Raw genomic sequence first — 22,712 nt, 5'->3', positions numbered from 1 at the left:
CGCCTTGGGGCGTTGCCCCCGGGCCCGCAAAGCATGTGTGGCAAGATGAAAGAGCGCCCGGTGCGCTTGGCCGACAAGGAGGATTGAGATGAGCAAGGTGATCAAGGGCGGGCTGGTCTGTACGGCGGATCGGACGTGGAAAGCGGATGTGCTGATCGAGGGCGAGACGATCAAGCAGATCGGCGAGGATCTGGTTGGTGACGAATATATCGACGCCGAGGGGGCCTATGTGATCCCCGGCGGGATTGATCCCCATACCCACCTGGAAATGCCGTTCATGGGCACCACGGCGGCCGAAACGTTTGAGACCGGCACCTGGGCCGCGGCGGTGGGGGGGACGACGATGGTCGTCGATTTCTGCCTGCCGGGCGAAGATGGCAGTATCAAGAACGCGATTAATGAATGGCACCGCAAATCGGCGCCACAGATTTGTTCGGACGTCGGCTATCACATGGCGATCACTGGTTGGAACGAGAATGTTTTCAACGAGATGAAGGACGCCGTGGATATGGGCGTGAACTCATTCAAGCACTTCATGGCCTATAAGGGTGCGTTGATGGTGGAGGATGACGAGATGTTCGCCAGCTTCCAACGCTGCCGCGAACTGGGCGCTTTGCCGATGGTGCATGCCGAGAACGGTGATCTGGTCGCGGCGATGCAGGAAAAAATGCTGGCCGAGGGGATCACCGGGCCAGAGGGCCACGCGTATTCCCGCCCGGCGGAGTTCGAGGGCGAGGCGGCGAACCGGGCGATTACCATCGCCGATGCGGCGGGTGTGCCACTGTATATTGTGCATGTTTCCTGTGAGCAGAGCCACGAAGCGATTCGTCGGGCGCGGCAAAAAGGCATGCGGGTTTACGGTGAACCTCTCATACAATTCTTAACATTGGATGAATCCGAGTATTTTACCGGCGACTGGATGCATTCGGCGCGTCGAGTGATGAGCCCGCCGTTCCGCAACAAGGACCATCAGGACAGCCTGTGGGCCGGTTTGCAGTCGGGCAGCTTGCAGGTCGTGGCCACCGATCATGCGGCGTTCACGTCTGAGCAAAAGCTGATGGGCAAGGATAATTTCTGTTTGATTCCAAACGGATCGAACGGGCTGGAAGAGCGGCTGGCGGTGCTGTGGACCCAAGGCGTGGAAACCGGGCGGCTGACACCGAACGAGTTTGTCGCCGCGACCAGCACCAATGTGGCGAAGATCCTCAACATCTATCCCAAGAAGGGGGCGATTGTGGAAGGGGCCGACGCCGATATCGTGGTTTGGGACCCAAAAATCAGCAAGACGATCAGCGCAAGCAACCACCATTCCATCCTTGATTACAACGTGTTCGAGGGTTTCAACGTGTCGGCACAGTCGCGCTATACGCTGAGCCGGGGCGAGGTGATCTGGGCGTGGGGGCAAAACAGCCAGCCGCAGCCGGGACGGGGGCGGTTTGTGCCGCGCCCGGCGTTCAACTCGGCCAGCGTGGCGCTGTCGAAATGGAAAGAGCTGAGCGCGCCGAAGATGATCAAACGCGACCCGATGAATATCCCTGCAGGGATCTGATGCACCGCGCGCCTCGGAGGATTTTCGGGGCGCAACATGATGATAATAAAGAAAAGACTGCGGCATTTGACCGTGGCACGGAGTGATGGGATTGACGACGGAAACTGTGATCAGCGCAAAGAATCTGGGGCTTACGTTCCAGACGAATGACGGGCCGGTGCATGCGCTGAAAGACGTGACGCTGGACATCCACAAGGGTGATTTTGTGAGCTTTATCGGGCCGTCGGGCTGTGGCAAGACCACGTTCCTGCGGGTGATGGCGGATCTGGAAAAGCCAACCAGCGGTGATATCACCGTGAACGGTGTCAGCCCGGAAGAAGCCAGAAAATCAAGGGCTTATGGTTATGTTTTTCAGGCGGCGGGGCTGTATCCCTGGCGCACGATCGGGGGCAATATCCGGCTGCCGCTGGAGATCATGGGCTATGACAAGGCCGAGCAGGCAGAGCGGGTGAGCCGGGTGCTGGATCTGGTGGAACTGTCTGGATTTGAAAAGAAATTCCCATGGCAGCTGTCGGGCGGGATGCAGCAGCGGGCGAGTATCGCGCGGGCGTTGGCGTTTGATGCCGACCTGTTGCTGATGGACGAGCCGTTTGGCGCGCTGGATGAAATCGTGCGCGACCATTTGAACGAGCAACTGTTACAGCTGTGGAAGCGGACCAACAAAACCATTGGATTCGTTACACATTCCATCCCCGAAGCGGTGTATCTGAGCACGCGGATCGTGGTGATGAGCCCGCGTCCGGGGCGGATTACCGATGTGATCGAGAGCACTTTGCCACGGGACCGACCGCTGGATATTCGCGACACGCCGGAGTTTCTGGAGATCGCCCACCGGGTTCGCGAAGGGCTGCGCGCGGGGCATGCTTATGATGAATGAGGCGGCAAAAACCGGCTGCACGGGCCATGCACATGACATGCACACTACATGCATATACGGCAGCGTATGGTCTGAGCCGCGCAGCGGTTGCGAAATGACCGGGGGGGCGGGCGCATGAGGCGGGCTGTTCTTCCGGTGGTCGCGGTTGTCGCGATGATCTTTGTACTGTGGTACGCCGCAGCGGTAGCGCTGAATGCGCCATGGGCGCAGGACCGGGCGAAACGGGCCGGGGTCGAGTTGAGCTTTTCCGAGCTGGTGGCGGATACCTGGGCGCAGGACAAGCCGAAGCTGCCGGCGCCGCATCAGGTGGTGGCGGAAATCTGGAAGACCACGGCGCTGAAGAGTGTGACCTCGAAACGGTCGCTGGTGTTTCACAGCTGGATCACGCTGAGTGCGACCTTGCTGGGCTTTGCCATGGGCACCGCGCTGGGGATCGCTTTGGCGGTGGGGATCGTATTCAACCGGGTGATGGACATGAGCGTGATGCCGTGGATCATCGCCAGCCAGACGATACCGATTTTGGCGATTGCGCCGATGATTATCGTGGTGCTGAACGCGGTTGGTATCTCGGGGTTGCTGCCGAAGGCGATGATTTCGATGTATCTGTCGTTTTTCCCGGTTGTGGTCGGCATGGTGAAGGGGCTGCGTAGCCCGGACCATATGCAGCTGGACCAGATGCGGACGTGGAATGCCAGCGGCAACCAGACGTTCTGGCGGCTGCGGTTACCCTCGTCGATGCCGTATCTGTTTACCTCGCTGAAGGTGGCGATGGCGGCCAGTCTGGTGGGCGCGATCGTGGGTGAATTGCCGACGGGGGCCGTGGCCGGATTGGGCGCGCGTCTGCTGGCGGGCAGTTACTATGGGCAGACCATTCAGATCTGGAGTGCGCTGTTGATGGCGGCGGCTTTGGCGGCCGCGTTGGTGGCGCTCATCGGGGTGATCCAGCGGATCACGCTGAAGCGGATGGGGATGGCGTGATGGGCTGGATTGTTTTGGGGCTTGTTGCGTGGATCGTCGGCTGGGCGGCGAATGTCTGGTTGGCGCGGTTGCCGAAGACACGGTCGGTTGCGCTGGCGGTGCCGGTGATCTTTGGTGTGACGCTGATCGTGATCTGGGAATGCGTGGTGCGCGGGTTTGACATCTCGCCGGTGTTGCTGCCGACGCCTACGGCGATTGCGGTGCGGTTCGCGGCCTCGACCGGCATTCTGTGGCAGGATTTCGTGCAGACGGTGCTGAAGGGCGCGTTGTCGGGATATGTCATCGGCTGCGGGTCGGCGTTTCTGGTGGCGGTGGCGGTGGACCGGTTTCCGTTCCTGCAACGCGGGTTGCTGCCGGTGGGCAATTTCGTGGCGGCTTTGCCGGTGATCGGCATGGCGCCGATTCTGGTGATGTGGTTCGGGTTCGACTGGCAATCCAAGGCGGCGGTGGTCGTGGTCATGGTGTTCTTCCCGATGCTGGTGAACACGGTGCAGGGGTTGCAGGCGACCGACACAATGCAGCGCGACCTGATGCGGACCTATGCGGCGGGATACTGGCAGATGCTGTTTCGGCTGCGGCTGCCTGCGGCGATGCCGTTCATTTTCAACGGGCTGAAGATTGCCACTACGCTGGCGCTGATCGGTGCTATCGTGGCGGAGTTCTTTGGCTCGCCGATCCGGGGCATGGGGTTCCGCATTTCCACTTCGGTGGGGCAGCTGGCGCTGGATCTGGTCTGGGCCGAGATCGTCGTGGCGGCGATTGTGGGGTCGGCATTTTATGGCGGGGTCGCATTGCTGGAAAAAGCAGTGACGTTCTGGCACCCGTCACAACGAGGCTGAGCAAATAATTCAGTTCAACAAGGAGAGTATGACAATGAAAACAATGATGAAAACGCTGGGTGTGGCGGCGCTTGGGGTCTGGGCCGGAATGGCGCAGGCGGCGGACGACGTGACGCTGCAGTTGAAGTGGGTCACGCAGGCGCAGTTCGCGGGCTATTACGTGGCGCTGGACAAAGGGTTCTACGGTGAAGAGGACCTCAACGTCACGATCAAGCCGGGCGGTCCGGATATCGCACCGGCGCAGGTGATTGCGGGCGGCGGGGCTGATGTGGTTCTGGACTGGATGCCGTCGGCCTTGGCGAGCCGCGAAAAGGGTCTGGCGCTGGTGAACATCGCGCAGCCGTTCAAGTCGTCGGGGATGATGCTGACGTGCCGCAAGGATGCAGGCATCGAGACGCCTGCGGATTTCGCGGGCAAGACGCTGGGCGTTTGGTTCTTCGGCAACGAGTATCCGTTCCTGAGCTGGATGAGCAAGCTGGGTCTGGCGACCGATGGGTCCGAAGGTGGCGTGACGGTTCTGAAGCAGGGCTTCAACGTCGATCCGATCCTGCAGGGGCAGGCGGCGTGCGTGTCGACCATGACCTATAACGAATACTGGCAGATCATCGATGCGGGTCTGACGCCGGACGATCTGGTGGTGTTCAAGTACGAAGATCAGGGCGTCGCGACGCTTGAGGATGGCATGTATGTCATGGAAGAGAACCTGAAAGATCCGGCCTTCGAGGACAAGATGGTGCGCTTTGTGCGCGCGTCGATGAAGGGCTGGAAGTGGGCAGAAGCGAACCCGGATGACGCGGCGATGATCGTTCTGGACAACGATGCGTCGGGCGCACAGACCGAAGCGCATCAGAAGCGGATGATGGCAGAGGTCGCCAAGCTGACCGCCGGTTCGAATGGCGCGCTGGACGTGGCTGATTACGAGCGCACGGTGGCGTCGCTACTGGCGGGCGGGTCGGACCCGGTCATCAGCAAGGCACCCGAGGGCGCATGGACCCACGCGATCACGGATAAAGCGCTGCACTAAGGCGTTTGATCTGACAAGACAGGGGGCCGGTCCGAGTGACCGGCCCTTTCCGTTTGTGGGCCGCTAGGCTCCATACTCCAGACGCGCGCGTTGTTGCGTCAGGTGTCTGATGTGCTGACATCGTTGCGGTACAGGGCCGCAATGCCCCGATTGGCGATCTGAACGCCTGAGGCCGCCGCCGGACCTGCTCTGGGAGCTGTTATCATATTGCTACACTGGCGAGGTTGATTCCGATCAACGCGTTGCCAGAGCGTTCTGAATACAAAGGTCGTGCAGCCAAGGTGAGAAAGAAGGTGACGCCAATGACTAATCAAGATGAAAGCGAACGCAGAACCACAGTTATCGACATTCCAGAGGCCGTAGGTGTGTTTGACACCTTCGAAGACCTTCAGCGCGCCTTCTATGATCTGCGAATGGTTGGTTTCAGTCGGTATGACATCAGTCTGCTGGCCCGGCAGGAGATTCTGGAGGAAAAGCTGGGTAAAGCATACTGGCGTACGTCCGAATTGGAGGACGACCCCAATGCGCCACGCGCGGCCTTCGTGTCGGAAGAAGCGATTGGAGAGCTTGAAGGTGCTATTGTCGGTGGTTTTCTTTTTCTTGGCTCGTTCATCGCCATGGCCGCGATGCTGACGCCCGCCAGCACGTTGGCTGCGTCCATCGCCGCGATTGCGATCGGTGGCAGTCCCGCCACCGTGATAGGAACGCTGCTGGCACGTCGGGTCGGCAAGCACCACAAGGACTACTATACGAACCAGATTGAACACGGCGGCATTCTTCTGTGGGTGCGGGTGTCCGATAAGGAGCGTGAAGATGTGGCCACCAAGATAATGAAGGGCCACTCGGGCCGTGACGTGCATGTGCACGCGTGGAGTGAATGACCCCTTCTGTCGAGTCCGCTTAGGGATCAAAGCCGCCGGTCGGGAAATGATCACGCCGCCCGGTTGGCGCGATTTACGGCACATCTGGCAAGGGGTTTGGTCCGTGTGACCGGCCCTTTTTGATGCGCGGTTACTTTGGGTGGTTGTCGCAGACGCGTTGCAGCAGGTCGACTAGGATGTCGCGCTCTTGCGGGTTGAGACCTTGGGTGAGGCTGTCTTGGATGGCAAGCGCGACGGTTTCTGCCTTTTGCAGGATCGCGCGACCCGAATCGGTCAGGTGCAGCACGCGGGCGCGGCGGTCTTTGTCCGAGATCTGACGCAGCACCAGACCCTTTTCAACCAACCGGTCCAGCACGCCGCCCATGGTGGCGCGATCACAGGCGGTCCATGCGGCGGCGGTGGCTTGATCCAGCCCCGGCTGCATCTGGATCGCCGACAGGGCCGCAAACTGAAAGGGTGTGATATCAAGGCCCTCTTTCGTCATCTGTTCGACAAAGATGGCGGTGGCCACCTGATGTGCGCGCCTGACAAGGTGCCCGGGCATGGTGTTGAACTGTAGCATCCTGATTTTCGCGCCTTGGTAAGCTTGACCGTTCGGTCGGTTAAATATTAAGGTGCCGCAAGATTAAATTGACATAGCCTATAACAATATGAATACATATCGATGAATTGAGCAACACTCGAACCTGGGGAGGAGGAGCCGTGTTGAAAAACCTACCTGCTTTGTGCCGTTTTTCGCAAGTCGTCTGGCTGCTTCCTTTGGGGCGTGGTGCGAAATGAAGCCGCTATTTGAGCTTCCTGCGCCGCCGATGGTGCCTGTCAGCGGGCAAGATGTTGGCTTTCCTGTGCGGCGGATTTTCTGCGTCGGGCGCAACTATGCCGCCCATGCCGCCGAAATGGGCCACGAGGTGGACCGCGAGGCGCCGTTTTACTTCACCAAGACGCCCTGGGCCATCTGTCTGAGCGGCGCAACTGTGCCCTATCCGTTGGAAACCAACGACTGCCATCACGAGATGGAGTTTGTCGTGGCGATTGGCGCACCTGCATTTCGCGTGACGCAGGGCGATGCAATGGCAGCGGTTTATGGCTATGCCGCCGGGTTGGATATGACGCGGCGCGATCTGCAACAGCAGGGCAAGGACAAGCGCCGCCCCTGGGATCTGGGTAAGGATTTCGAGGATGCGGCGGTGATCGGGGCGATCACGCCTGCCGCCACCTTCGGAAACATCGCGGATCAGCAGATCCGTCTGACGGTTGACGGTGTGGTGACGCAAGAGGCCGTTCTGAGCGATCTGATCTGGTCGATCCCTGAACTGATCAGCCATTTGTCACGCTTTTACCATTTGATGCCGGGGGATCTGATCTATACCGGGACGCCTGCGGGTGTCGGGCCGGTTGTGCCGGGCAATGAGTTACATGGCGCGATCAGCGGGCTGGAGCCTGTGGTGCTGACGATTGGAGAGCCGGAATGATGCGATTTATGGGATATTTCCGCAGCTCGTCGTCGTACCGTTGCCGGATCGCCTTTAACCTCAAGGGGTTGGAGTATGATTTCGAGAGCGTGCATCTGAAGAGCGGCCAGCAGAAAGCGGCAGGGTTTGCGGCGGTCAATCCGCAGAAGCTGCTGCCGGTGCTGATCACCGAGGACGGGCAGGAGCTGTATCAGTCCCTGGCCATCATCGAGTGGTTGGACGAGACATATCCCGACGTGCCGCTGTTGCCGGGCGACAAGGATCTGCGGGCGCAGGTGCGGGCGTTTGCACAGGTCATCGCCTGCGAGGTTCATCCGCTGCAGAACCTGCGGGTGCTGCAGTATCTGCGCGCCGATCTGCGGCTGGACGAGGATCAGGTGCAGGCCTGGTTGTCGCGCTGGTTGGGCGAGGGGTTGCAGGCCTGCGAGGATATTTTGCAAAAGCGGGGCGGCGGGAGTGCGTTCTGTTTTGGCGAGGAACCGGGGTTGGCGGATCTTTGTCTTGTGCCACAAATCTTCTCGGCGCAGCGGTTCGGGGTTGATATCAGCGACCTGACCCGTCTGAATGAGATATACGACACCTGCGCGGCGTTGCCCGCCTTTGCCAAGGCGCACCCGGCGCAGCAACCGGATTTCGAAAAATAGTCCGGGCCTGAACGAATATCGCCCTGAATGCGGGGCGAATATAAAGCGATCCAAGGGAGGAAATACCAATGAAAATTCTTAAAACAGTTGCGCGTGGCGTTGCGGTTGCGGCGATTCTGGCGGGCACATCCGCCACCGCATTTGCGCAGGAAGTGACGCTGAAAATGCATCAGTTCCTGCCGGCGCAGGCCAATGTGCCCAAGCTGGTGCTGGACGTGTGGGCCGACAAGGTCGAGGCCGAAAGCCAGGGCCGGATCAAGATCGAGCGCTATCCCTCGATGCAGCTGGGTGGCAAGCCGCCCGCGCTGATCGGGCAGGTGCAGGACGGGATCGCCGATATCGTCTGGACGGTTGTGGGCTATACTCCCGGCCGGTTCCCGCAGGCCGAAGTGTTCGAGCTGCCGTTCACGATGACCAATGCCGAGGCCACCAGCCGCGCCTATTGGGAGTTTGCCGAGGCGAACATGCTGGACAAGGATTACGCGCCGTTCAAGGTGATCGCGGTTTGGGTGCATGGCCCCGGTGTGATCCACTCGAAAGCGCCGATCACGTCAGTGGCGGATCTGAACGGTGTGAAGCTGCGCGCGCCGACGCGGGTGACCAACATGCTGTTCAGCTCGCTGGGCGCAACCCCGATCGGGATGCCGGTTCCTGCGGTGCCCGAGGCCCTGTCGAAAGGTGTTATCGACGCGACAGTCATTCCGTGGGAAGTGACCGCGGCGTTGAAAGTGTCGGAACTGGTGGGCAACCACACGACCTTTGGGGATGAGTCGCTGTACACGACCTCGTTCATCTTCGCGATGAACAAGGAAAAGTACGAAAGCATGCCCGATGATCTGAAAGCCGTGATCGATGCCAACTCGGGGGCCGATGTATCCGCTTGGGCCGGCAAGGTCATGCAGGCGTCGGACGAACCGGCGATGCAGATCGCGGTCGACCGTGGCAACAACATTATCGAGCTGACACCCGAGCAGGTCGCCGAGTGGAAGGCCGCCGCAGAGCCGATCGCTGGCGAGTGGGTCGAAGAAATGAATGCCAAGGGCTTTGACGGGCAGGCGTTGCTGGATCAGGCGAAAGCGCTGATTGCCAAGAACACCAAATAAGCCGAACGGTATGTTGACGAAGGGCCGCGGCGGGTAATCCCTGCCGCGGCCCGGTTCCAACCCTCCTGAACAAGGACGAGGATATTTATGCAACGTTTCATGACTGGCCTGGCGCGTGCGATGGCGGTGTTGGGTGGCGTGGTTCTGACCCTGTTGATCCTGCTGACCTGCGTGTCGGTGATCGGGCGGACGCTGAACACTTTGCTGCATACGGATTGGGTTGAGGGGCTGCTTGGTGGCTTTGCCAAGACGCTTCTGGGCACCGGGATCGGGCCTATATTGGGGGATTTCGAGCTGGTTGAAGCCGGGATCGCCTTTGCCATTTTCGCCTTCATCCCGCTGTGTCAGATCACCGGTAGTCATGCCACGGTCGATATTTTTACCTCGGTTCTGTCGAGCCGGGTGAACCGGGCCATTCAGATGGTGGTGGAAATCGTGTTCGCACTGGTTCTGATCCTGATCGCCTGGCGGCTGTATGAGGGGATGAATTCGAAAATGCGGTATCAAGAGACAACCTTTTTGCTGCAATTCCCGATCTGGTGGGCTTATGCCGCCAGTTTCGCGGCCTCGGTCGTGAGCGCGGTTGTGGCGGTTTACATGGCGGTCGTTCGGATCGCCGAATCCCTGAGCGGGCGCACGATCATTCCGGTCGGCGGAGGAGCAGAGCATTGACCAACCTTGAAATCGGACTGACGTCCTTTCCCGTTCTGCTGCTGATGATTTTCCTGCGGGTGCCGATCGGGCTGGCGATGTTTCTTGCCGGACTGGGCGGGCTGTATTTCATCACGGGCGGCACCAACGTCGCCTTTGCCAAGCTGAAGACCGAGACCTATTCGACGTTTTCCAGCTATTCGTTGTCGATCGTGCCGATGTTCCTGCTGATGGGGCATTTTGCGACGCTGGGCGGGATGTCGCAGGCGTTGTTCAAAGCGGCCGAGAGCTTTTTGGGGCATCGCAAGGGCGGGGTGGCGATGGCCGCCGTGGGCGCGTGTGCCGGATTCGGGTCGATCTGCGGATCGTCGCTGGCGACGGCGGCCACGATGAGCCAGGTCGCGCTGCCTGAATTGCGACGCTATGGTTATTCGGGGGGATTTTCGACCGCGACGCTGGCGGCGGGGGGCACATTGGGCATTCTGATCCCGCCCTCGGTGATCCTGGTGATCTATGCGATCCTGACCGAGCAGAACATTGCCAAGCTGTTTCTGGCCGCGTTCATTCCGGGGATTCTGGCCGCGATCGGCTATATGATCACGATCTCGATCTATGTGCGGATCCATCCTGATGCGGCGGGTGTGCGCGAGCCTGTGCCGATGGCGCAGCGGTTCAAGGCGCTGGCCGATGTCTGGCCGGTTCTGCTGGTGTTCCTGCTGGTGGTCGGCGGGATCTATATGGGGATTTTCACCCCGACCGAGGGCGCCGCTGTGGGGGCTGCCGGGACCGGTGTGATCGCGCTGATCAATGGCGGGCTGAACCGGGCCACGTTGATCGAAAGCTTCATGGCGACGGCGCGCAACACGGCGATGATCTTTTTCATCGTGCTGGGGGCGGCGTTCTATAACGGGTTTTTGGCGCTGAGCCAGGTGCCGCAGGAGCTGTCGAACTATGTTGCTGGTCTGGGCTATAGCCCTTGGGTGATTTTGGCGATCATTCTGCTGCTGTATCTGGTGTTTGGCTGTCTGATGGACAGCCTGTCGATGATCCTGCTGACGATCCCGATTTTCTTTCCGATCATCTCGGTTCTGGACTTCGGGATGACGCTGGACGAGACGGCGATCTGGTTCGGGATTATCGTTCTGATCGTGGTCGAGGTCGGGTTGATCACGCCACCTGTTGGGATGAACCTGTTTGTTATCAACTCGATGGATCGGCTGACGCCGATGGTCGAGACCTATAAGGCGGTGATGTATTTCGTTGCCTCGGACATCGTGCGGGTGATCATTCTGGTCGCGTTCCCGGGCATCACGCTGTTCCTCTTGCGCTTGTTTAACTGACATTGCGGGCCCTGCGTTTTCGAACGCGGGGCCTGATTTTCGCGGGTGCGTTCCCCGACTGGACGAGATGAGCTATAATAGTTATGAGTTATAGCCAAATATGACATTGCCGGAGATGAAGATGAGCGAAACAGAGATCCTGAACATCACGCTGGAGGGGCCGATTGCGGTTCTGACGATGACGCGGCCCGACAAGCGCAACGCGATGAACGATCAGCTTTTGGCAGCGCTGGATGGGTTTTTCAGCGCCCCGCCCGAGGGGGTGAAGGTGGTGGTTCTGACCGGCACGGCGGGGCATTATTGTTCCGGGCTGGACCTGAGCGAGCATGTAGCGCGCGACGCCGAGGGCACGTTGCGCCATTCGCGGGCCTGGCATGCGGTGATGGAGAAGATCCAGTTTTCCGGTCTGCCAGTGGTGTCGGCCATGTTCGGCGCGGTGATTGGTGGCGGGCTGGAGCTTGCGACCTCGACCCATGTGCGGATTGCCGAACCGTCAGCGATTTTCCAACTGCCCGAGGGGCGGCGCGGGATTTACGTTGGCGGCGGCGCGAGCGTGCGGGTCGGGCGCATTCTGGGCGCTGACCGGATGATCGAGATGATGCTGACCGGTCGCAAATACGGCGCCGAAGAGGGCAAGGCCTTGGGGCTGTGCCACTATGCCGTGGGCGAGGGCGAGGCGCTGCCGCTGGCGATGGAGCTGGCGGGGAAGATCGCCAAAAATGCCGGGCTGTCGAACTATGTGATGATCCATGCGCTGGCGCGGATCGAGGATATGTCGAAGGCGGATGGGCTGTTTACCGAAAGCCTGTGTGCCGCCCTGACCCAGACCAGCCCGGATGCGCAGGAGGGGCTGAAGGCCTTTCTTGAAAAGCGCACTCCGACCTTTCGGTGAGCGGAATGGCGCGGTCAACATCCACCTCTGCTGATCCTGCGTCGCCTGTGGTGGGGTTGGATCGGGGGCTGCGCGGGCTTGTCGGGTATAACATGAAGCGCGCGGTTCATATCCTGCAGGCCGATGCGGCGCGGGTCTTGGACGAGTTCGGCCTGCGGATCACCACATTTTCGGCGCTGTCGGTGATCTGTGACACGCCGGATGTGACGCAGTCGCAACTGGCGGCAGCGCTGAACATGGAGCGGTCCAACACCGTTGTGATCATCGACACGCTGGAGCAGGCCGACCTGATTGGCCGCCACCGGGTGCCGACCGACCGGCGGTCCTATGCGCTGCGTGCGACGCTGGCGGGGATCAAGCGCCGCGAGGCGGCGTCGGTCGCGCTTTATGCCCATGAAGACCGGCTTTTGGCCAATCTGACACCGCAGGAGCGCGCGCAGTTGATCGCGCTTTTGCGCCGTATTGATTCACCAGACTGAAGGAGCGCGAAATGCTTGCCCACTCTGTTACTGTTCCACAGAAAGTTCTGAGCGAAACCCGGCCTGACGGTAGTTTGGTGTTGCGCTCGGCGCACCCGCTGGGGCCGGTTGCTGAAACCACCGGGGCCTGGCTGCATCACTGGGCCGCAGCGACGCCCGACGCGGTGTTTCTGGCCGAACGGTCGGGGGCGGGCTGGCGCGAGGTCACCTATGCGCAGGCGCTGGAGATGGTGCAGACGCTGGGCGCGTGGTTGCTGGCCGAAGGGCACGCGGAGCGCGGGCCGCTGGTGATGCTGTCGGGCAATTCGGTCGATCACGGGCTAATGACGCTGGCGGCGCAATATGTCGGGATGGCCAGCGTGCCTGTGGCCGAGCAATATTCGCTGATCCCCGGCGCCCATGACCGGCTGTTGTATATCATTGAAAAGGTGAAGCCGGGGCTGCTGTTCGTTGACGACGCGGCGCGCTATGGCGAGGCTTTGGCGCTTGAGGCACTGGCAGGGTATCCGGTTCTGACCAGCGCCCCGGCGGGGGCGCCACGACCGGTGATCACGATGAATCAGGCCTTGCAGGGGGGGGCTGCGGATGTGGCGGCGGCTTATGCGGCGGTCGGGCCGCAGACGCTGGCCAAGATCCTGTTCACCTCGGGGTCGACATCGCACCCCAAGGGGGTGATCACGACGCACCGGATGATGTGCGTGAACCAGACCCAGATTGCCGATGCCTTTCCGGTGCTGCGGGCGCGGGCGCCCAAGATCGTGGACTGGCTGCCGTGGAACCATGTCTTTGGCGGCTCGCACAACTTCAACATGATGCTGGCCAACGGCGGAGCGCTGTATATCGACGACGGCAAGCCGACCGCGGCACTGTTCGGGCGCAGCCTTGAAAACATGAAGATGCATACCGGAACGCTGGCCTTCAACGTGCCGGTGGGCTTTGCCCGACAGCTTGAGGCGCTGCGCGCCGATGCGGATCTGCGGCAGGCGTTTTTCACCGGGCTGGAGTTCACCTTCTATGCCGGGGCGTCACTGCCGCAGGAAATCTGGGACGGGATCGCCGAGATGGCCCGCGAAGTGACCGGCACGGTGCCTTTGATGGTTTCAAGCTGGGGTATGACTGAAACGGCGCCTGCGGTTCTGCTGACCCACGAGCGGGTCACGCGTTCGGGCATCGTCGGCGCGCCGCTGCCCGGCACCGAGGTTCGCCTGATCCCCGAGGATGAGGGCCGGTACGAGTTGCGCGTGAAGGGGCCGAACGTGATGGAGGGCTATTTCGAGGACCCCGAAAAGACCGCCGAAAGCTTCGATACCGATGGCTTCCTGATCACCGGCGACGCGGTGCAGTTCGTCGATGCGCAGGACCCCGACCGCGGGCTGAGCTTCGCCGGGCGGATCTCGGAGGATTTCAAACTGACCTCGGGCACATGGGTGCGGGCGGCGGCCCTGCGCGGGCAGATCATGACGGCGCTTGAAGGGCTGATCGGCGATCTGGTGATTACTGGACACGACCGGAGTGAACTTGGCGTGCTTTTGTTCCCGGCCACACCCACGAATGGCGCCGAGGGCGATGTGATCAGCGACCCTGCGCTGATGCAGGACATCGCCGCAAGGCTGGCGGTTCTGGCCGAAAGCGCCACGGGGTCGTCCACGCGGGTCGGGCGCGCGATGGTTCTGGCCGAAGCGCCTTCGCTGGCGGATCACGAGGTCACGGCCAAGGGCAACCTGAACACCCGCAAGGTGCTGACCCGCCGCGCCGCCTTGGTCCAGCGCCTGTATGATGACACGGCTGCGGACGTGATCCGCGTCTGAGCACTTCACATTTTCCAAATATCCCCGCCGGAGGCATCCGTCCTCGCCCCCTGCGCCAACGACGAAAGAGGTAAGCCATGGTTGATATTTCCAAAATCCGCGCGATCGACATCCACACCCACGCCGAAGAACCCTGCGGTTGTCACGCTGACGACGGCTATGACGATCTGCAATCGACAATGGCCACGTATTTCGGCGCGCCGTGGTCCCATCCGCCGACGATCGAACAGACCGCCGCGCATTACCGCGAGCAGAATATCGCGGCGGTGATTTTCCCGGTCGATGCCGAGCGCGAGACCGGATATCGCCGGTACAAGAACGAAGAGGTCGCCGCGCTGGCTGCGGAAAACGATGATGTTCTCATTCCCTTTGCCAGCATCGACCCCTGGAAAGGCAAGATGGGCGCGCGTGAAGCGCGGCGGTTGATCAAGGATTTCGGCATCAAGGGGTTCAAGTTCCACCCCACCATGCAGGGGTTTTATCCCAATGACCGGATGGCCTATGAGCTCTACGAGGCAATCGAGGAAAACGGCGGCATTGCGCTGTTTCACACCGGGCAGACCGGGGTTGGTTCGGGGATGCCAGGCGGCAATGGCATGCGGCTGAAATACTCGAACCCGATGTATATGGATGACGTGGCAGTGGATTTCCCCGACATGAAGATCATCCTCGCGCACCCGTCGTTCCCCTGGCAGGAAGAGGCGCTGGCCGTGGCTCAGCACAAGCCGAACGTCTATATCGACCTGAGCGGGTGGTCCCCGAAATATTTCCCGCCGATTCTGGTGAAATACTGCAACTCGATCCTGAAGAAGAAGGTGTTGTTCGGCTCGGACTGGCCGATGATCACGCCTGAGCGCTGGTTGGCGGATTTCGAGAAGATTGATATCAAGGATGCACTGCGCGAGGACATCATCAAGGGCAATGCCGCGCGGTTGCTGGGCCTGACCTGAGCCGAGTCTGCGCAGGCCGAGTCTGCGCGTGCGGGCAAAGTGGACATCAGGCGCGCCCTGCTTTGGTATCAGGGCTTGTGGCGGGGCGCGGCTGCGGTCATCCTGTATGAGAGTCTGACGCGCGGCATCTTTTTGACTTGGCGCAAAGCGGCGAGTCGAGGTTGCATGCAATGGCTTGCATGTAAGGCGCGGGCAAGGCCGTGTCAGCGCAGGAAGGAACCGCACATGACGGACGCAAGCCAGACCCCGCACGCCGATAGCTGGTTAGAGCATTATCCAGTCACATTTTTCGCCATTGTCATGGGCGTGTCGGGGCTGACGCTGGCCCTGCATGCAGCTGAGGTGGCGTATGGGCTGAGCAGCACGGCCTCGACCGTGGCCTATGGCCTGGCGGTGGGGCTGTTTGCGCTGATCCTGCTGATCTATGCGCTCAAGGCGCTGCGGTATCCGGCGGCTGTGGCGGGCGAGTGGCATCATCCGGTACGGATGGCGTTTTTTCCGGCAATTTCGATCTCGCTGCTGCTGCTGGGCACGGCAACGCTGTCACGCGCGACCCCGGTGGCAGAGGCGCTGTGGCTGGTGGGGATGGCGATGCACGGCGCGCTGACCATCGCAGTTGTTTCGGGCTGGATCGGATCGCGGAGCTTTCAGACCGGGCAGTTGAGCCCTGCGTGGTTCATCCCGGCGGTGGGCAACGTGATTGTGCCGATCGCGGGGGTGCCTTTGGGGTATGTGGAACTTAGCTGGTATTTCATGGCGGTCGGGCTGATCTTCTGGGTGGTGCTGCTGACGCTGGTGATGAACCGGCTGATCTTTCATGATCCGCTGCCGGGGCGGTTGCAGCCGACGCTGGTGATCCTGATTGCGCCACCGGCCGTGGCCTTTGTGGCTTGGGTGCGGCTGGTGGGGGATGTGGACGCATTCGCGCGCATCCTGCTGAACGGAGCCTATCTGTTCACGCTGATCGTCGCGGTTCAGTTGCCACGTATCGTGAAGCTGAACTTCGCGCTGAGCTTTTGGGCGCTGAGCTTTCCCTTCGCTGCGGTCACCATCGCCAGCTTCAACTTCGCCGCCACAACGGGCAGTACGGTGCACAAGCTGATCGGCACCGGGTTGCTGGCAGTTTTGCTGGTGATCATTCTGGCGCTGCTGATCCGCACCGCACGCGCGATACGCGCAAACGAGATCTGCGTGCCGGAATAACCGCGCCGCGCAAACAGGGCGGCCTGCGCCGCCGCCCGGTTCCACATTTTAAAAATATCCCTGCCGGAGGCATCTTCGCGTCCGGCAGGCAATGCCTTAGCTGATCGGGCGCAGCCCCAGCATCTCACGCGCCTGGGCCGCGGTGGCGACGGGGCGTTGATACTTGTCGCACAGATCAACCACGCGCTGCACCAGCGCGGCATTCGACGGCGCGAGGGTATTTTTATCGAGGCGGACGTTGTCCTCAAGCCCCGCGCGGGCGTGGCCGCCCGAGGACACGGCCCAGTCGTTCAGCGTGATCTGGTGCGGGCCGATACCGGCGGCGCACCATTCGCTGTCGGGCAGCAGGCGTTTGACGGTTTTGATATAGTAATCGAACACGTCGCGGTCGACGGGCATGGCGTTTTTCACGCCCATGACGAACTGCACATAGGGCGAGTCGACCAGACGGCCATCGGCATACATTTTAGCGGCCTGATGGATGTGGGACAGGTCGAAGGCTTCGATTTCGGGACGGACGCCATAGGTTTTCATCTCGGAGGCCAGCCAGTCAACCAGCGCAGGCGGGTTCTCGTAGACGCGGGTGGGAAAGTTGTTGGACCCGACCGAAAGCGAGGCCATATCGGGGCGCAGCGACAGCATGCCGCCACGGGTCTCGCCCGCGCCAGAGCGGCCACCGGTGGAGAATTGGATGATCATGCCGGGGCAGTGCTTTTCCAGCCCTTCCTTGAGGCGGGCGAATTTCTCGGGGTCGCTGCTGGGGGTCTCATCAGGGTTGCGCACGTGGGCGTGACAGATGCTGGCGCCGGTCTCGAAGGCTTCTTGTGTGCTTTCGATCTGTTCTTCGACGGTGACGGGCACGGCGGGGTTGTCGGCCTTGGTGGGCAGGCTGCCGGTGATGGCAACGCAGATGATGCAGGGTTTTGTCATTAGGGGCGCGCTTTCTGGTCTGGTGCGGCCGGTGCCGCAAGGTAATTGACATTGCCATATATCTATCCCGCCGGGCAAGTCTTGCAAAGGCGATGTGGCGCGCAAGGGCCGTTGGCACACGAAAAAGCCCGGCACGTGGCCGGGCTTATATCATGTCGATTTGAGGCTGGATCAGTCCAGAAGGCGGCGGGCGATCACCTGCGCCTGAATTTCGGCGGCCCCTTCGAAGATGTTCAGGATACGCGCGTCACACAGGATGCGGCTGATTTTATATTCCAGCGCAAAGCCATTACCGCCATGGATTTGCAGCCCGTTATCGGCCGAGGCCCAGGCGACGCGAGCGCCCAGAAGTTTGGCCATGCCCGCCTCAAGGTCGCAGCGTTTGTCGTGGTCTTTTTGCCAGGCGCTGTAATAGGTCAGCTGCCGTGCGACCATGATTTCGACGGCCATCATCGCCAGTTTACCGGACACGCGGGGGAAGTTGATCAGCGATTTGCCGAATTGTTTGCGGTCGATGGCATATTGCATCGCGACATCCAGTGCCGATTGCGCGACGCCAATGGCGCGGGCGGCGGTTTGGATGCGGGCGGATTCGAAGGTCTGCATCAGCTGCTTGAAGCCTTTGCCTTCTTCGCCGCCGAGCAGATTTTCACCTTTGACGTGGAAGTTGTCGAAGCCCAGTTCGTATTCCTTCATGCCGCGATAGCCGAGCACCTCGATTTCGCCGCCGGTCATGCCTTCGGTCGGAAAGGGCGCCTCATCGGTGCCGGGGGTTTTTTCGGCAAGGAACATGCTGAGGCCGCGGTGATCGGTGGTGTTGGGATCGGTACGCGCCAGCAGGGTCATGACATGGGTGCGGGCGGCGTGGGTGATCCAGGTCTTGTTGCCGGTGACGCGGTAATCATCGCCGTCTTTGGTGGCGCGGGTGCGCAGGCTGCCAAGATCGGAGCCGGTATTGGGTTCGGTGAACACGGCGGTCGGCAGGGTTTCACCGCTGGCGATCTTGGGCAACCATTGGGATTTCTGCTCGTCCGTGCCGCCGCAAAGGATCAGCTCGGCGGCGATCTCGGACCGGGTGGCCAGAGAGCCGACGCCGATATAGCCCCGTGAGAGTTCTTCGGAGACGACGACCATGCTGGCCTTGGACAGGCCGAAACCGCCGAGGTTTTCAGGGATGGTCAGGCCAAAGACGCCCATTTCGGCCAGTTCCTCGATGATCTCCATCGGGATCAGTTCGTCCTTGAGGTGCCAGTCGTGCGCAAAGGGTTCGACCTTGTCCAGCGCGAAGCGGCGGAACTGATCGCGGATCATTTCCAGTTCGTCCTCAAGGCCGGTGGCGCCGACGGTGACGTTGGCGGACTGTTCTTGCATCAGTTCGACCAGACGGGTGCGGGCGGCCTGATTGTTGCCTTGCGCCATGAGGGTTTGCACCTCGGTGGTCTGGAAGGGCGCGAGCGCATCCCAGCCCAGCCCCATATCGCGCAGGCGGAAGATTTCGGTCTGGCTCATCGGGATGCCGCCAGCGATCTGGTGCAGGTATTCGCCAAAGGCGATCTGGTGGATCAGCTGTTCGATCTCGCCGAATTTGCCGTCGGTGCTGAGGCGCTCGGCCCATTTTTGCATCTGGCGCAGCGCTTCGGTGTAGGTGGCAAGCCAGGACAGGCCGTGGGCGGCGGTCTGGTTTGCCTCGATCAGGCCGGCGGACACCCGGCCATCAGCCGTGACAAGGCCGCGCAGGCTTTCGGTGGCGGTGGCAAGCACCTGTTCCACCGGGGCAATCGACGCCGCTGTCAGCGTCAGAAGATCGGGAAGAAGAGTGGGGGTTGCCATTGCGCTGTCCTGTCCGTCGTGGGCCATGAATCTTATCCTGTTTTGCTGCGCCCCGTCCTAGACACTTTGCAAGTGCAGCGCAACAAAAATACCTTATTTGTCTGCGTCACGTTCGATTATTGCGCGTCGATTTTTGCGGTGCAGCATGCGAGAACGGTGATAAGAGAGCGAATGGATATGCTTTTCTCACTGATGTCGCCGCAGGTTTTTCTATTGTCCTGCATGGTTGCCCTTTTGGCGGGCGTGATCAAGGGCATGGTGGGATTCGCCATGCCGATGATCCTGATTTCCGGGCTAAGCAGCCTGATCAGCCCGGAATTGGCGCTGGCGGGGTTGATCCTGCCGACGGTTTTGACCAACGGCTGGCAGGCGCTGCGCCAGGGGCACGCGGCGGCGTGGGGCTCGGTCAAGCGATTCCGGGTGTTTTTGCTGGTCGGGCTGGTGGCTTTGCTGATCAGTGCGCAACTGGTGCGGGTGATCCCGCATTGGGTGATGCTGTTGCTGATCGGGGGCCCGGTGTCGGTGTTTTCGATCATCCAGCTGCTGGGGTGGCAGTTTCGGCTGCCCGAGCGCGGGCATGGCTGGGTCGAAGCGGGCATTGGCGGTTTTGCCGGTTTTTTGGGCGGCATGTCGGGGGTCTGGGGCCCGCCGACGGTGCTGTATCTGACAGCGCTGGACACGGCGAAGACCGAGCAGATGCGCATTCAGGGCGTGATTTACGGGCTGGGCGCGGTGGCACTGTTCGGCGCACATATCGGTTCGGGCGTGGTGCGGGCCGAGACGTTGCCGTTTTCCGTGGCGCTGCTGGTGCCCGCGCTGGCAGGCACCTGGCTGGGGTTTCAGATACAGGACCGAATTGATCAGGTGGCTTTCAAGAAAGCGACGCTGCTCATCCTGCTGATTGCGGCGCTTAATCTGGTGCGCCGCGCTTTGATCGGCTGACGCCTTAGCTGACGGGCGTTTCTTCGGGGGTCGGAGCATACCCGGCGACCGCATCGATGAACGAGCGGATCTGTGATTTCAGGCGCTCGTCCTTGATCTTGCTGAAAACAGCCGCGATGCGGGCGGTTTCCTCGTCGATGACGGGGCTTGAACCATCTGCGGACTGATTCAATCCGTCGAAGAAATAGGATGGCGCCACATTCAGGATGTTCGAAAGTTCGAACAATTTGCTGGCGGAAATCCGGTTCCGGCCAAGTTCATACTTCTGAACCTGCTGGAAGGAGATATCCAACCCCTTTGCGACATCGGTCTGGGTCTGTCCGCGCAGAACGCGCAGATTTTTAAGCTTTTTTCCAACATGAACATCTACTGGGTGCGACATAACTTTTTCCATTTCAGACTACCTGAACAAGAAAAGACAATTCCGATTTTCAATCAACTGGTTAGAAATTTCCAATTTGGGAAGATTTGTGTACCTATGATGTATGATTTGCGTACCGTCGCGTTAGAGTGGTAAAGGTCGTTGTTTTTATGGTATTTTGCGGTGCAGCATAACGCAGGGTGTTGGGGAATTCTCTGCGAGTGCGGGTGAAACGGGGCAAGGAGCATTTATGTCAGAACAACAGAATCACGCTTTGCTGTTTGAATTACTACGCTCTTTCACGACTCTCGCCGATACGTTGAACCTGTCACGGGCGGTGGAAAAGTTGTCTTCGACGCGCCAGACGGTGCGGCGGCACATCAGTATTCTGGAGCAGATCAAGGGTGAGGCGCTTTTCGAAGTCGAGGACCGACAATACCATCTGACAGATGCGGGCCGCAGGTCAGTGCGCGAAGCCGAGGATATTCTGGCGCGGGGCCGGGCGTGGATCAACAATGAAGCGGGCCATATTGGCGGGCTGTATCTGATCAACCGGGGCGGGGATGGCGATTGGTATTACCACCTGCAACAACATCCGATCAGCGACATCTGGACCAGCAAATCGCGTTTGTTGAAGCAGGGGATCAAGTGTTGGGCCGAAGCCGAGGGCGATATTGAAAGCCCGGCGCTTGAACCGATCCGGCCCAATCTGATGGTGTTTCGCAGGCTGGAGGGCGATTGGGTCTGTGCCAAGGTTGGCAGCGAGTCTTCTTATGCGACTTGGTATGGCTGGCGGTGGGAATTAAGCGCGATCGGGCGCAAGGTGCCCAGTCTGCCGGGCGGCGCCGCGCTGGCGCATCTTCTGGCGCAACCCTTTGAGGAGGTGCGCGCCAATCACGGGCTGAGATACGACCACGTGTTCACCCAGATGCACCGCGGTGAGGACGGCAATATGGAGCCGATCAGCTTCAAGAGATTGCTGATGGGGTGCCGCTTTCCTGACGGTAGTTTCGCGCTCGCCTCGTTGGTTGAGCGCAGTCACGATCTGCGGATTGAAGGGGTCAGCGATGCGCAGATCCGCTTGATGCCGGAAAATCTGGTAATGGATTCAATACCCGCAGAAGAGGAACTAGGAAAAGACTTTTCCTCATAGGTTGGTCATCCTGTGTGAACCGGAACACACAGGAGACCCAAATGACCATTCACGACGTTTTTGACGGCGCGCGCTTTCTGACCGAAACGATGAATACGCTGAGCGCCAACCAGATTTATCTGACAGTCGGCGACGACTTCGATGAATATGCCCGGCTTGTCAGTCAAGGCCGCCCCGAGCAGCCGCTGGGCCCGCCGTTTGACCCGAAAAAGCAATTTTTGCCTTCTGCCAGAGGGTTTTGGGTGGTTGGACGCAACCCGCAGGGGCAGGTGGTGCACACGCAGGCGATGCGTTTGCTGGACCTGTGCGATCAGACCTTGGCACGGTATATGTCGGCGCGTTTCGGTGACTTTCCGCCCGGCGGTGCGGGGATTGATATGGACGGATCTTGGTTCCGTCCGGGGCCGGGAGCCAAGCGAATCACTGGGCGCGCGGTGTATCACGGAGAAATGTGGCTAAAGGATGACCCTATCTATCGCGGACGCGGATTGATCGATGTTTTGGCGCGTTTCGCGTTTCTGACCTCGATGTTGAACTGGCAGCCGGATTTCGTGTTTGGTTTCATGCTGCGCCCGATTGCCCGGCGCGGACTGGCCGAGCGGGAAGGCTATATGCATAGCGACCCATATTGTCTGAGCTGGAAGATCGAGGGCAAGAACAAGCCGATGGACTGCAATATGGTCTGGATGGGGCTGGAGGATATCCGCCACGTCATTCACATTCCGGCCGAGGAAATCGCGGCGTGACGGCAGGCAAAACAAAACCGCCCCGGCATCAGGATGACCGGGGCGGTTTGCAATAATCTT

23 protein-coding genes are annotated in these 22,712 nt (G+C 60.5%); 19 read left to right on the top strand and 4 right to left on the bottom strand.

Going from position 1 to position 22,712, the window contains the following annotated elements:
• The first annotated feature begins 88 nt into the window (after positions 1-88).
• From hydA to BSF79_RS04015, 6 genes are all read left to right on the top strand, one after another.
• Positions 89-1,549 carry a dihydropyrimidinase gene (gene hydA / locus BSF79_RS04040; protein WP_090268526.1) on the top strand — a complete coding sequence of 487 codons (1,461 nt, stop codon included), beginning with the start codon at positions 89-91 and terminating at the stop codon, positions 1,547-1,549.
• A gap of 85 nt (positions 1,550-1,634) precedes the next feature.
• Positions 1,635-2,426, top strand: a complete 792-nt coding sequence (locus BSF79_RS04035) for an ABC transporter ATP-binding protein (RefSeq protein ID WP_090268524.1) — start codon at positions 1,635-1,637, stop codon at positions 2,424-2,426.
• A 114-nt stretch (positions 2,427-2,540) separates the two neighbouring features.
• A complete protein-coding gene (locus BSF79_RS04030; protein WP_090268522.1) occupies positions 2,541-3,404 on the top strand; it encodes an ABC transporter permease in 864 nt (287 codons plus the stop codon).
• On the top strand, positions 3,404-4,243 hold the full coding sequence (locus BSF79_RS04025) for an ABC transporter permease (RefSeq protein ID WP_090268520.1): 840 nt from the start codon (positions 3,404-3,406) through the stop codon (positions 4,241-4,243). Before BSF79_RS04030 ends, BSF79_RS04025 begins: the two co-directional genes overlap by 1 nt.
• 34 nt (positions 4,244-4,277) lie before the next feature.
• Positions 4,278-5,267 carry an ABC transporter substrate-binding protein gene (locus tag BSF79_RS04020; protein ID WP_090268517.1) on the top strand — a complete coding sequence of 330 codons (990 nt, stop codon included), beginning with the start codon at positions 4,278-4,280 and terminating at the stop codon, positions 5,265-5,267.
• Positions 5,268-5,569: 302 nt separating this feature from the next.
• Positions 5,570-6,148 carry a hypothetical protein gene (locus BSF79_RS04015; protein WP_090268724.1) on the top strand — a complete coding sequence of 193 codons (579 nt, stop codon included), beginning with the start codon at positions 5,570-5,572 and terminating at the stop codon, positions 6,146-6,148.
• A 130-nt stretch (positions 6,149-6,278) separates the two neighbouring features.
• Here the strand turns inward: BSF79_RS04015 and BSF79_RS04010 are convergent, their stop codons facing one another.
• Positions 6,279-6,692 (bottom strand): MarR family winged helix-turn-helix transcriptional regulator, encoded by a 414-nt coding sequence (locus tag BSF79_RS04010; RefSeq protein ID WP_175545250.1) that lies wholly within the window; start codon positions 6,690-6,692, stop codon positions 6,279-6,281.
• A gap of 232 nt (positions 6,693-6,924) precedes the next feature.
• On the opposite strand from BSF79_RS04010, the gene BSF79_RS04005 reads away from it, so the two are divergent.
• The 10 genes from BSF79_RS04005 to BSF79_RS03960 all read left to right on the top strand — a co-directional run bounded on the left by BSF79_RS04005 (position 6,925) and on the right by BSF79_RS03960 (position 16,690).
• Positions 6,925-7,620, top strand: coding sequence for a fumarylacetoacetate hydrolase family protein (locus tag BSF79_RS04005; protein WP_090268510.1), 696 nt, complete (start codon positions 6,925-6,927; stop codon positions 7,618-7,620).
• Positions 7,617-8,264 (top strand): maleylacetoacetate isomerase, encoded by a 648-nt coding sequence (gene maiA, locus BSF79_RS04000; RefSeq protein WP_217650041.1) that lies wholly within the window; start codon positions 7,617-7,619, stop codon positions 8,262-8,264. The genes BSF79_RS04005 and maiA overlap by 4 nt, the downstream gene beginning before the upstream one ends.
• A gap of 68 nt (positions 8,265-8,332) precedes the next feature.
• Complete coding sequence (locus tag BSF79_RS03995; RefSeq protein WP_090268508.1) at positions 8,333-9,367, top strand: TRAP transporter substrate-binding protein; 1,035 nt, start codon at positions 8,333-8,335, stop codon at positions 9,365-9,367.
• Positions 9,368-9,466: 99 nt separating this feature from the next.
• A complete protein-coding gene (locus BSF79_RS03990) occupies positions 9,467-10,039 on the top strand; it encodes a TRAP transporter small permease (protein ID WP_245776310.1) in 573 nt (190 codons plus the stop codon).
• Positions 10,036-11,358, top strand: a complete 1,323-nt coding sequence (locus BSF79_RS03985; RefSeq protein ID WP_090268503.1) for a TRAP transporter large permease — start codon at positions 10,036-10,038, stop codon at positions 11,356-11,358. Before BSF79_RS03990 ends, BSF79_RS03985 begins: the two co-directional genes overlap by 4 nt.
• A gap of 121 nt (positions 11,359-11,479) precedes the next feature.
• Positions 11,480-12,250, top strand: a complete 771-nt coding sequence (locus tag BSF79_RS03980) for a crotonase/enoyl-CoA hydratase family protein (protein WP_090268722.1) — start codon at positions 11,480-11,482, stop codon at positions 12,248-12,250.
• 5 nt (positions 12,251-12,255) lie between these two features.
• A complete protein-coding gene (locus tag BSF79_RS03975) occupies positions 12,256-12,729 on the top strand; it encodes a MarR family winged helix-turn-helix transcriptional regulator (RefSeq protein WP_090268500.1) in 474 nt (157 codons plus the stop codon).
• A gap of 11 nt (positions 12,730-12,740) precedes the next feature.
• Positions 12,741-14,537, top strand: coding sequence for a feruloyl-CoA synthase (locus BSF79_RS03970; protein WP_090268497.1), 1,797 nt, complete (start codon positions 12,741-12,743; stop codon positions 14,535-14,537).
• 77 nt (positions 14,538-14,614) lie between these two features.
• Entirely contained in the window at positions 14,615-15,487 is an 873-nt protein-coding gene (locus BSF79_RS03965) for an amidohydrolase family protein (protein ID WP_090268495.1), read from the top strand.
• A gap of 225 nt (positions 15,488-15,712) precedes the next feature.
• Complete coding sequence (locus BSF79_RS03960) at positions 15,713-16,690, top strand: SLAC1 anion channel family protein (RefSeq protein WP_090268721.1); 978 nt, start codon at positions 15,713-15,715, stop codon at positions 16,688-16,690.
• 96 nt (positions 16,691-16,786) lie between these two features.
• On the opposite strand, the gene BSF79_RS03955 is transcribed toward BSF79_RS03960, so the two are convergent.
• Positions 16,787-17,620, bottom strand: a complete 834-nt coding sequence (locus BSF79_RS03955) for a 3-oxoadipate:acetyl-CoA acetyltransferase (RefSeq protein WP_090268493.1) — start codon at positions 17,618-17,620, stop codon at positions 16,787-16,789.
• A 171-nt stretch (positions 17,621-17,791) separates the two neighbouring features.
• The gene (locus tag BSF79_RS03950) at positions 17,792-19,477 is read right to left on the bottom strand and encodes an acyl-CoA dehydrogenase family protein (protein WP_090268491.1); all 1,686 of its coding nucleotides are present in this window, start codon (positions 19,475-19,477) and stop codon (positions 17,792-17,794) included.
• Between the two features lie 144 nt (positions 19,478-19,621).
• Between BSF79_RS03950 and BSF79_RS03945 the strand changes: the two genes are divergently transcribed.
• The gene (locus tag BSF79_RS03945; RefSeq protein ID WP_090268489.1) at positions 19,622-20,392 is read left to right on the top strand and encodes a sulfite exporter TauE/SafE family protein; all 771 of its coding nucleotides are present in this window, start codon (positions 19,622-19,624) and stop codon (positions 20,390-20,392) included.
• 4 nt (positions 20,393-20,396) lie between these two features.
• On the opposite strand, the gene BSF79_RS03940 is transcribed toward BSF79_RS03945, so the two are convergent.
• On the bottom strand, positions 20,397-20,774 hold the full coding sequence (locus tag BSF79_RS03940; RefSeq protein ID WP_090268720.1) for a helix-turn-helix domain-containing protein: 378 nt from the start codon (positions 20,772-20,774) through the stop codon (positions 20,397-20,399).
• 229 nt (positions 20,775-21,003) lie between these two features.
• Between BSF79_RS03940 and BSF79_RS03935 the strand changes: the two genes are divergently transcribed.
• Both BSF79_RS03935 and BSF79_RS03930 read left to right on the top strand, forming a co-directional pair.
• A complete protein-coding gene (locus tag BSF79_RS03935) occupies positions 21,004-21,906 on the top strand; it encodes a helix-turn-helix domain-containing protein (RefSeq protein WP_090268486.1) in 903 nt (300 codons plus the stop codon).
• Between the two features lie 41 nt (positions 21,907-21,947).
• On the top strand, positions 21,948-22,652 hold the full coding sequence (locus BSF79_RS03930) for a hypothetical protein (RefSeq protein WP_090268483.1): 705 nt from the start codon (positions 21,948-21,950) through the stop codon (positions 22,650-22,652).
• The last annotated feature ends 60 nt before the right edge of the window (positions 22,653-22,712 follow it).

The sequence above is a fragment of the Thalassovita taeanensis genome, assembly GCF_900110775.1.
In the GTDB taxonomy this organism is placed as follows: domain Bacteria; phylum Pseudomonadota; class Alphaproteobacteria; order Rhodobacterales; family Rhodobacteraceae; genus Litorimicrobium; species Litorimicrobium taeanense.
Note: the sequence above shows the minus strand (reverse complement) of the source record. Positions and strands in the feature narration are given on the sequence as shown.

Bases quoted from the DNA above. Each gene is read 5' to 3' on its own strand.
- hydA (WP_090268526.1), top strand. From the start codon at position 89: ATGAGCAAGGTGATCAAGGGCGGGCTGGTCTGTACGGCGGATCGGACG.
- BSF79_RS04035 (WP_090268524.1), top strand. From the start codon at position 1,635: ATGGGATTGACGACGGAAACTGTGATCAGCGCAAAGAATCTGGGGCTT.
- BSF79_RS04030 (WP_090268522.1), top strand. From the start codon at position 2,541: ATGAGGCGGGCTGTTCTTCCGGTGGTCGCGGTTGTCGCGATGATCTTT.
- BSF79_RS04025 (WP_090268520.1), top strand. From the start codon at position 3,404: ATGGGCTGGATTGTTTTGGGGCTTGTTGCGTGGATCGTCGGCTGGGCG.
- BSF79_RS04020 (WP_090268517.1), top strand. From the start codon at position 4,278: ATGAAAACAATGATGAAAACGCTGGGTGTGGCGGCGCTTGGGGTCTGG.
- BSF79_RS04015 (WP_090268724.1), top strand. From the start codon at position 5,570: ATGACTAATCAAGATGAAAGCGAACGCAGAACCACAGTTATCGACATT.
- BSF79_RS04010 (WP_175545250.1), bottom strand. From the start codon at position 6,692: ATGCCCGGGCACCTTGTCAGGCGCGCACATCAGGTGGCCACCGCCATC.
- BSF79_RS04005 (WP_090268510.1), top strand. From the start codon at position 6,925: ATGAAGCCGCTATTTGAGCTTCCTGCGCCGCCGATGGTGCCTGTCAGC.
- maiA (WP_217650041.1), top strand. From the start codon at position 7,617: ATGATGCGATTTATGGGATATTTCCGCAGCTCGTCGTCGTACCGTTGC.
- BSF79_RS03995 (WP_090268508.1), top strand. From the start codon at position 8,333: ATGAAAATTCTTAAAACAGTTGCGCGTGGCGTTGCGGTTGCGGCGATT.
- BSF79_RS03990 (WP_245776310.1), top strand. From the start codon at position 9,467: ATGACTGGCCTGGCGCGTGCGATGGCGGTGTTGGGTGGCGTGGTTCTG.
- BSF79_RS03980 (WP_090268722.1), top strand. From the start codon at position 11,480: ATGAGCGAAACAGAGATCCTGAACATCACGCTGGAGGGGCCGATTGCG.
- BSF79_RS03975 (WP_090268500.1), top strand. From the start codon at position 12,256: ATGGCGCGGTCAACATCCACCTCTGCTGATCCTGCGTCGCCTGTGGTG.
- BSF79_RS03970 (WP_090268497.1), top strand. From the start codon at position 12,741: ATGCTTGCCCACTCTGTTACTGTTCCACAGAAAGTTCTGAGCGAAACC.
- BSF79_RS03965 (WP_090268495.1), top strand. From the start codon at position 14,615: ATGGTTGATATTTCCAAAATCCGCGCGATCGACATCCACACCCACGCC.
- BSF79_RS03960 (WP_090268721.1), top strand. From the start codon at position 15,713: ATGACGGACGCAAGCCAGACCCCGCACGCCGATAGCTGGTTAGAGCAT.
- BSF79_RS03955 (WP_090268493.1), bottom strand. From the start codon at position 17,620: ATGACAAAACCCTGCATCATCTGCGTTGCCATCACCGGCAGCCTGCCC.
- BSF79_RS03950 (WP_090268491.1), bottom strand. From the start codon at position 19,477: ATGGCCCACGACGGACAGGACAGCGCAATGGCAACCCCCACTCTTCTT.
- BSF79_RS03945 (WP_090268489.1), top strand. From the start codon at position 19,622: ATGGATATGCTTTTCTCACTGATGTCGCCGCAGGTTTTTCTATTGTCC.
- BSF79_RS03940 (WP_090268720.1), bottom strand. From the start codon at position 20,774: ATGTCGCACCCAGTAGATGTTCATGTTGGAAAAAAGCTTAAAAATCTG.
- BSF79_RS03935 (WP_090268486.1), top strand. From the start codon at position 21,004: ATGTCAGAACAACAGAATCACGCTTTGCTGTTTGAATTACTACGCTCT.
- BSF79_RS03930 (WP_090268483.1), top strand. From the start codon at position 21,948: ATGACCATTCACGACGTTTTTGACGGCGCGCGCTTTCTGACCGAAACG.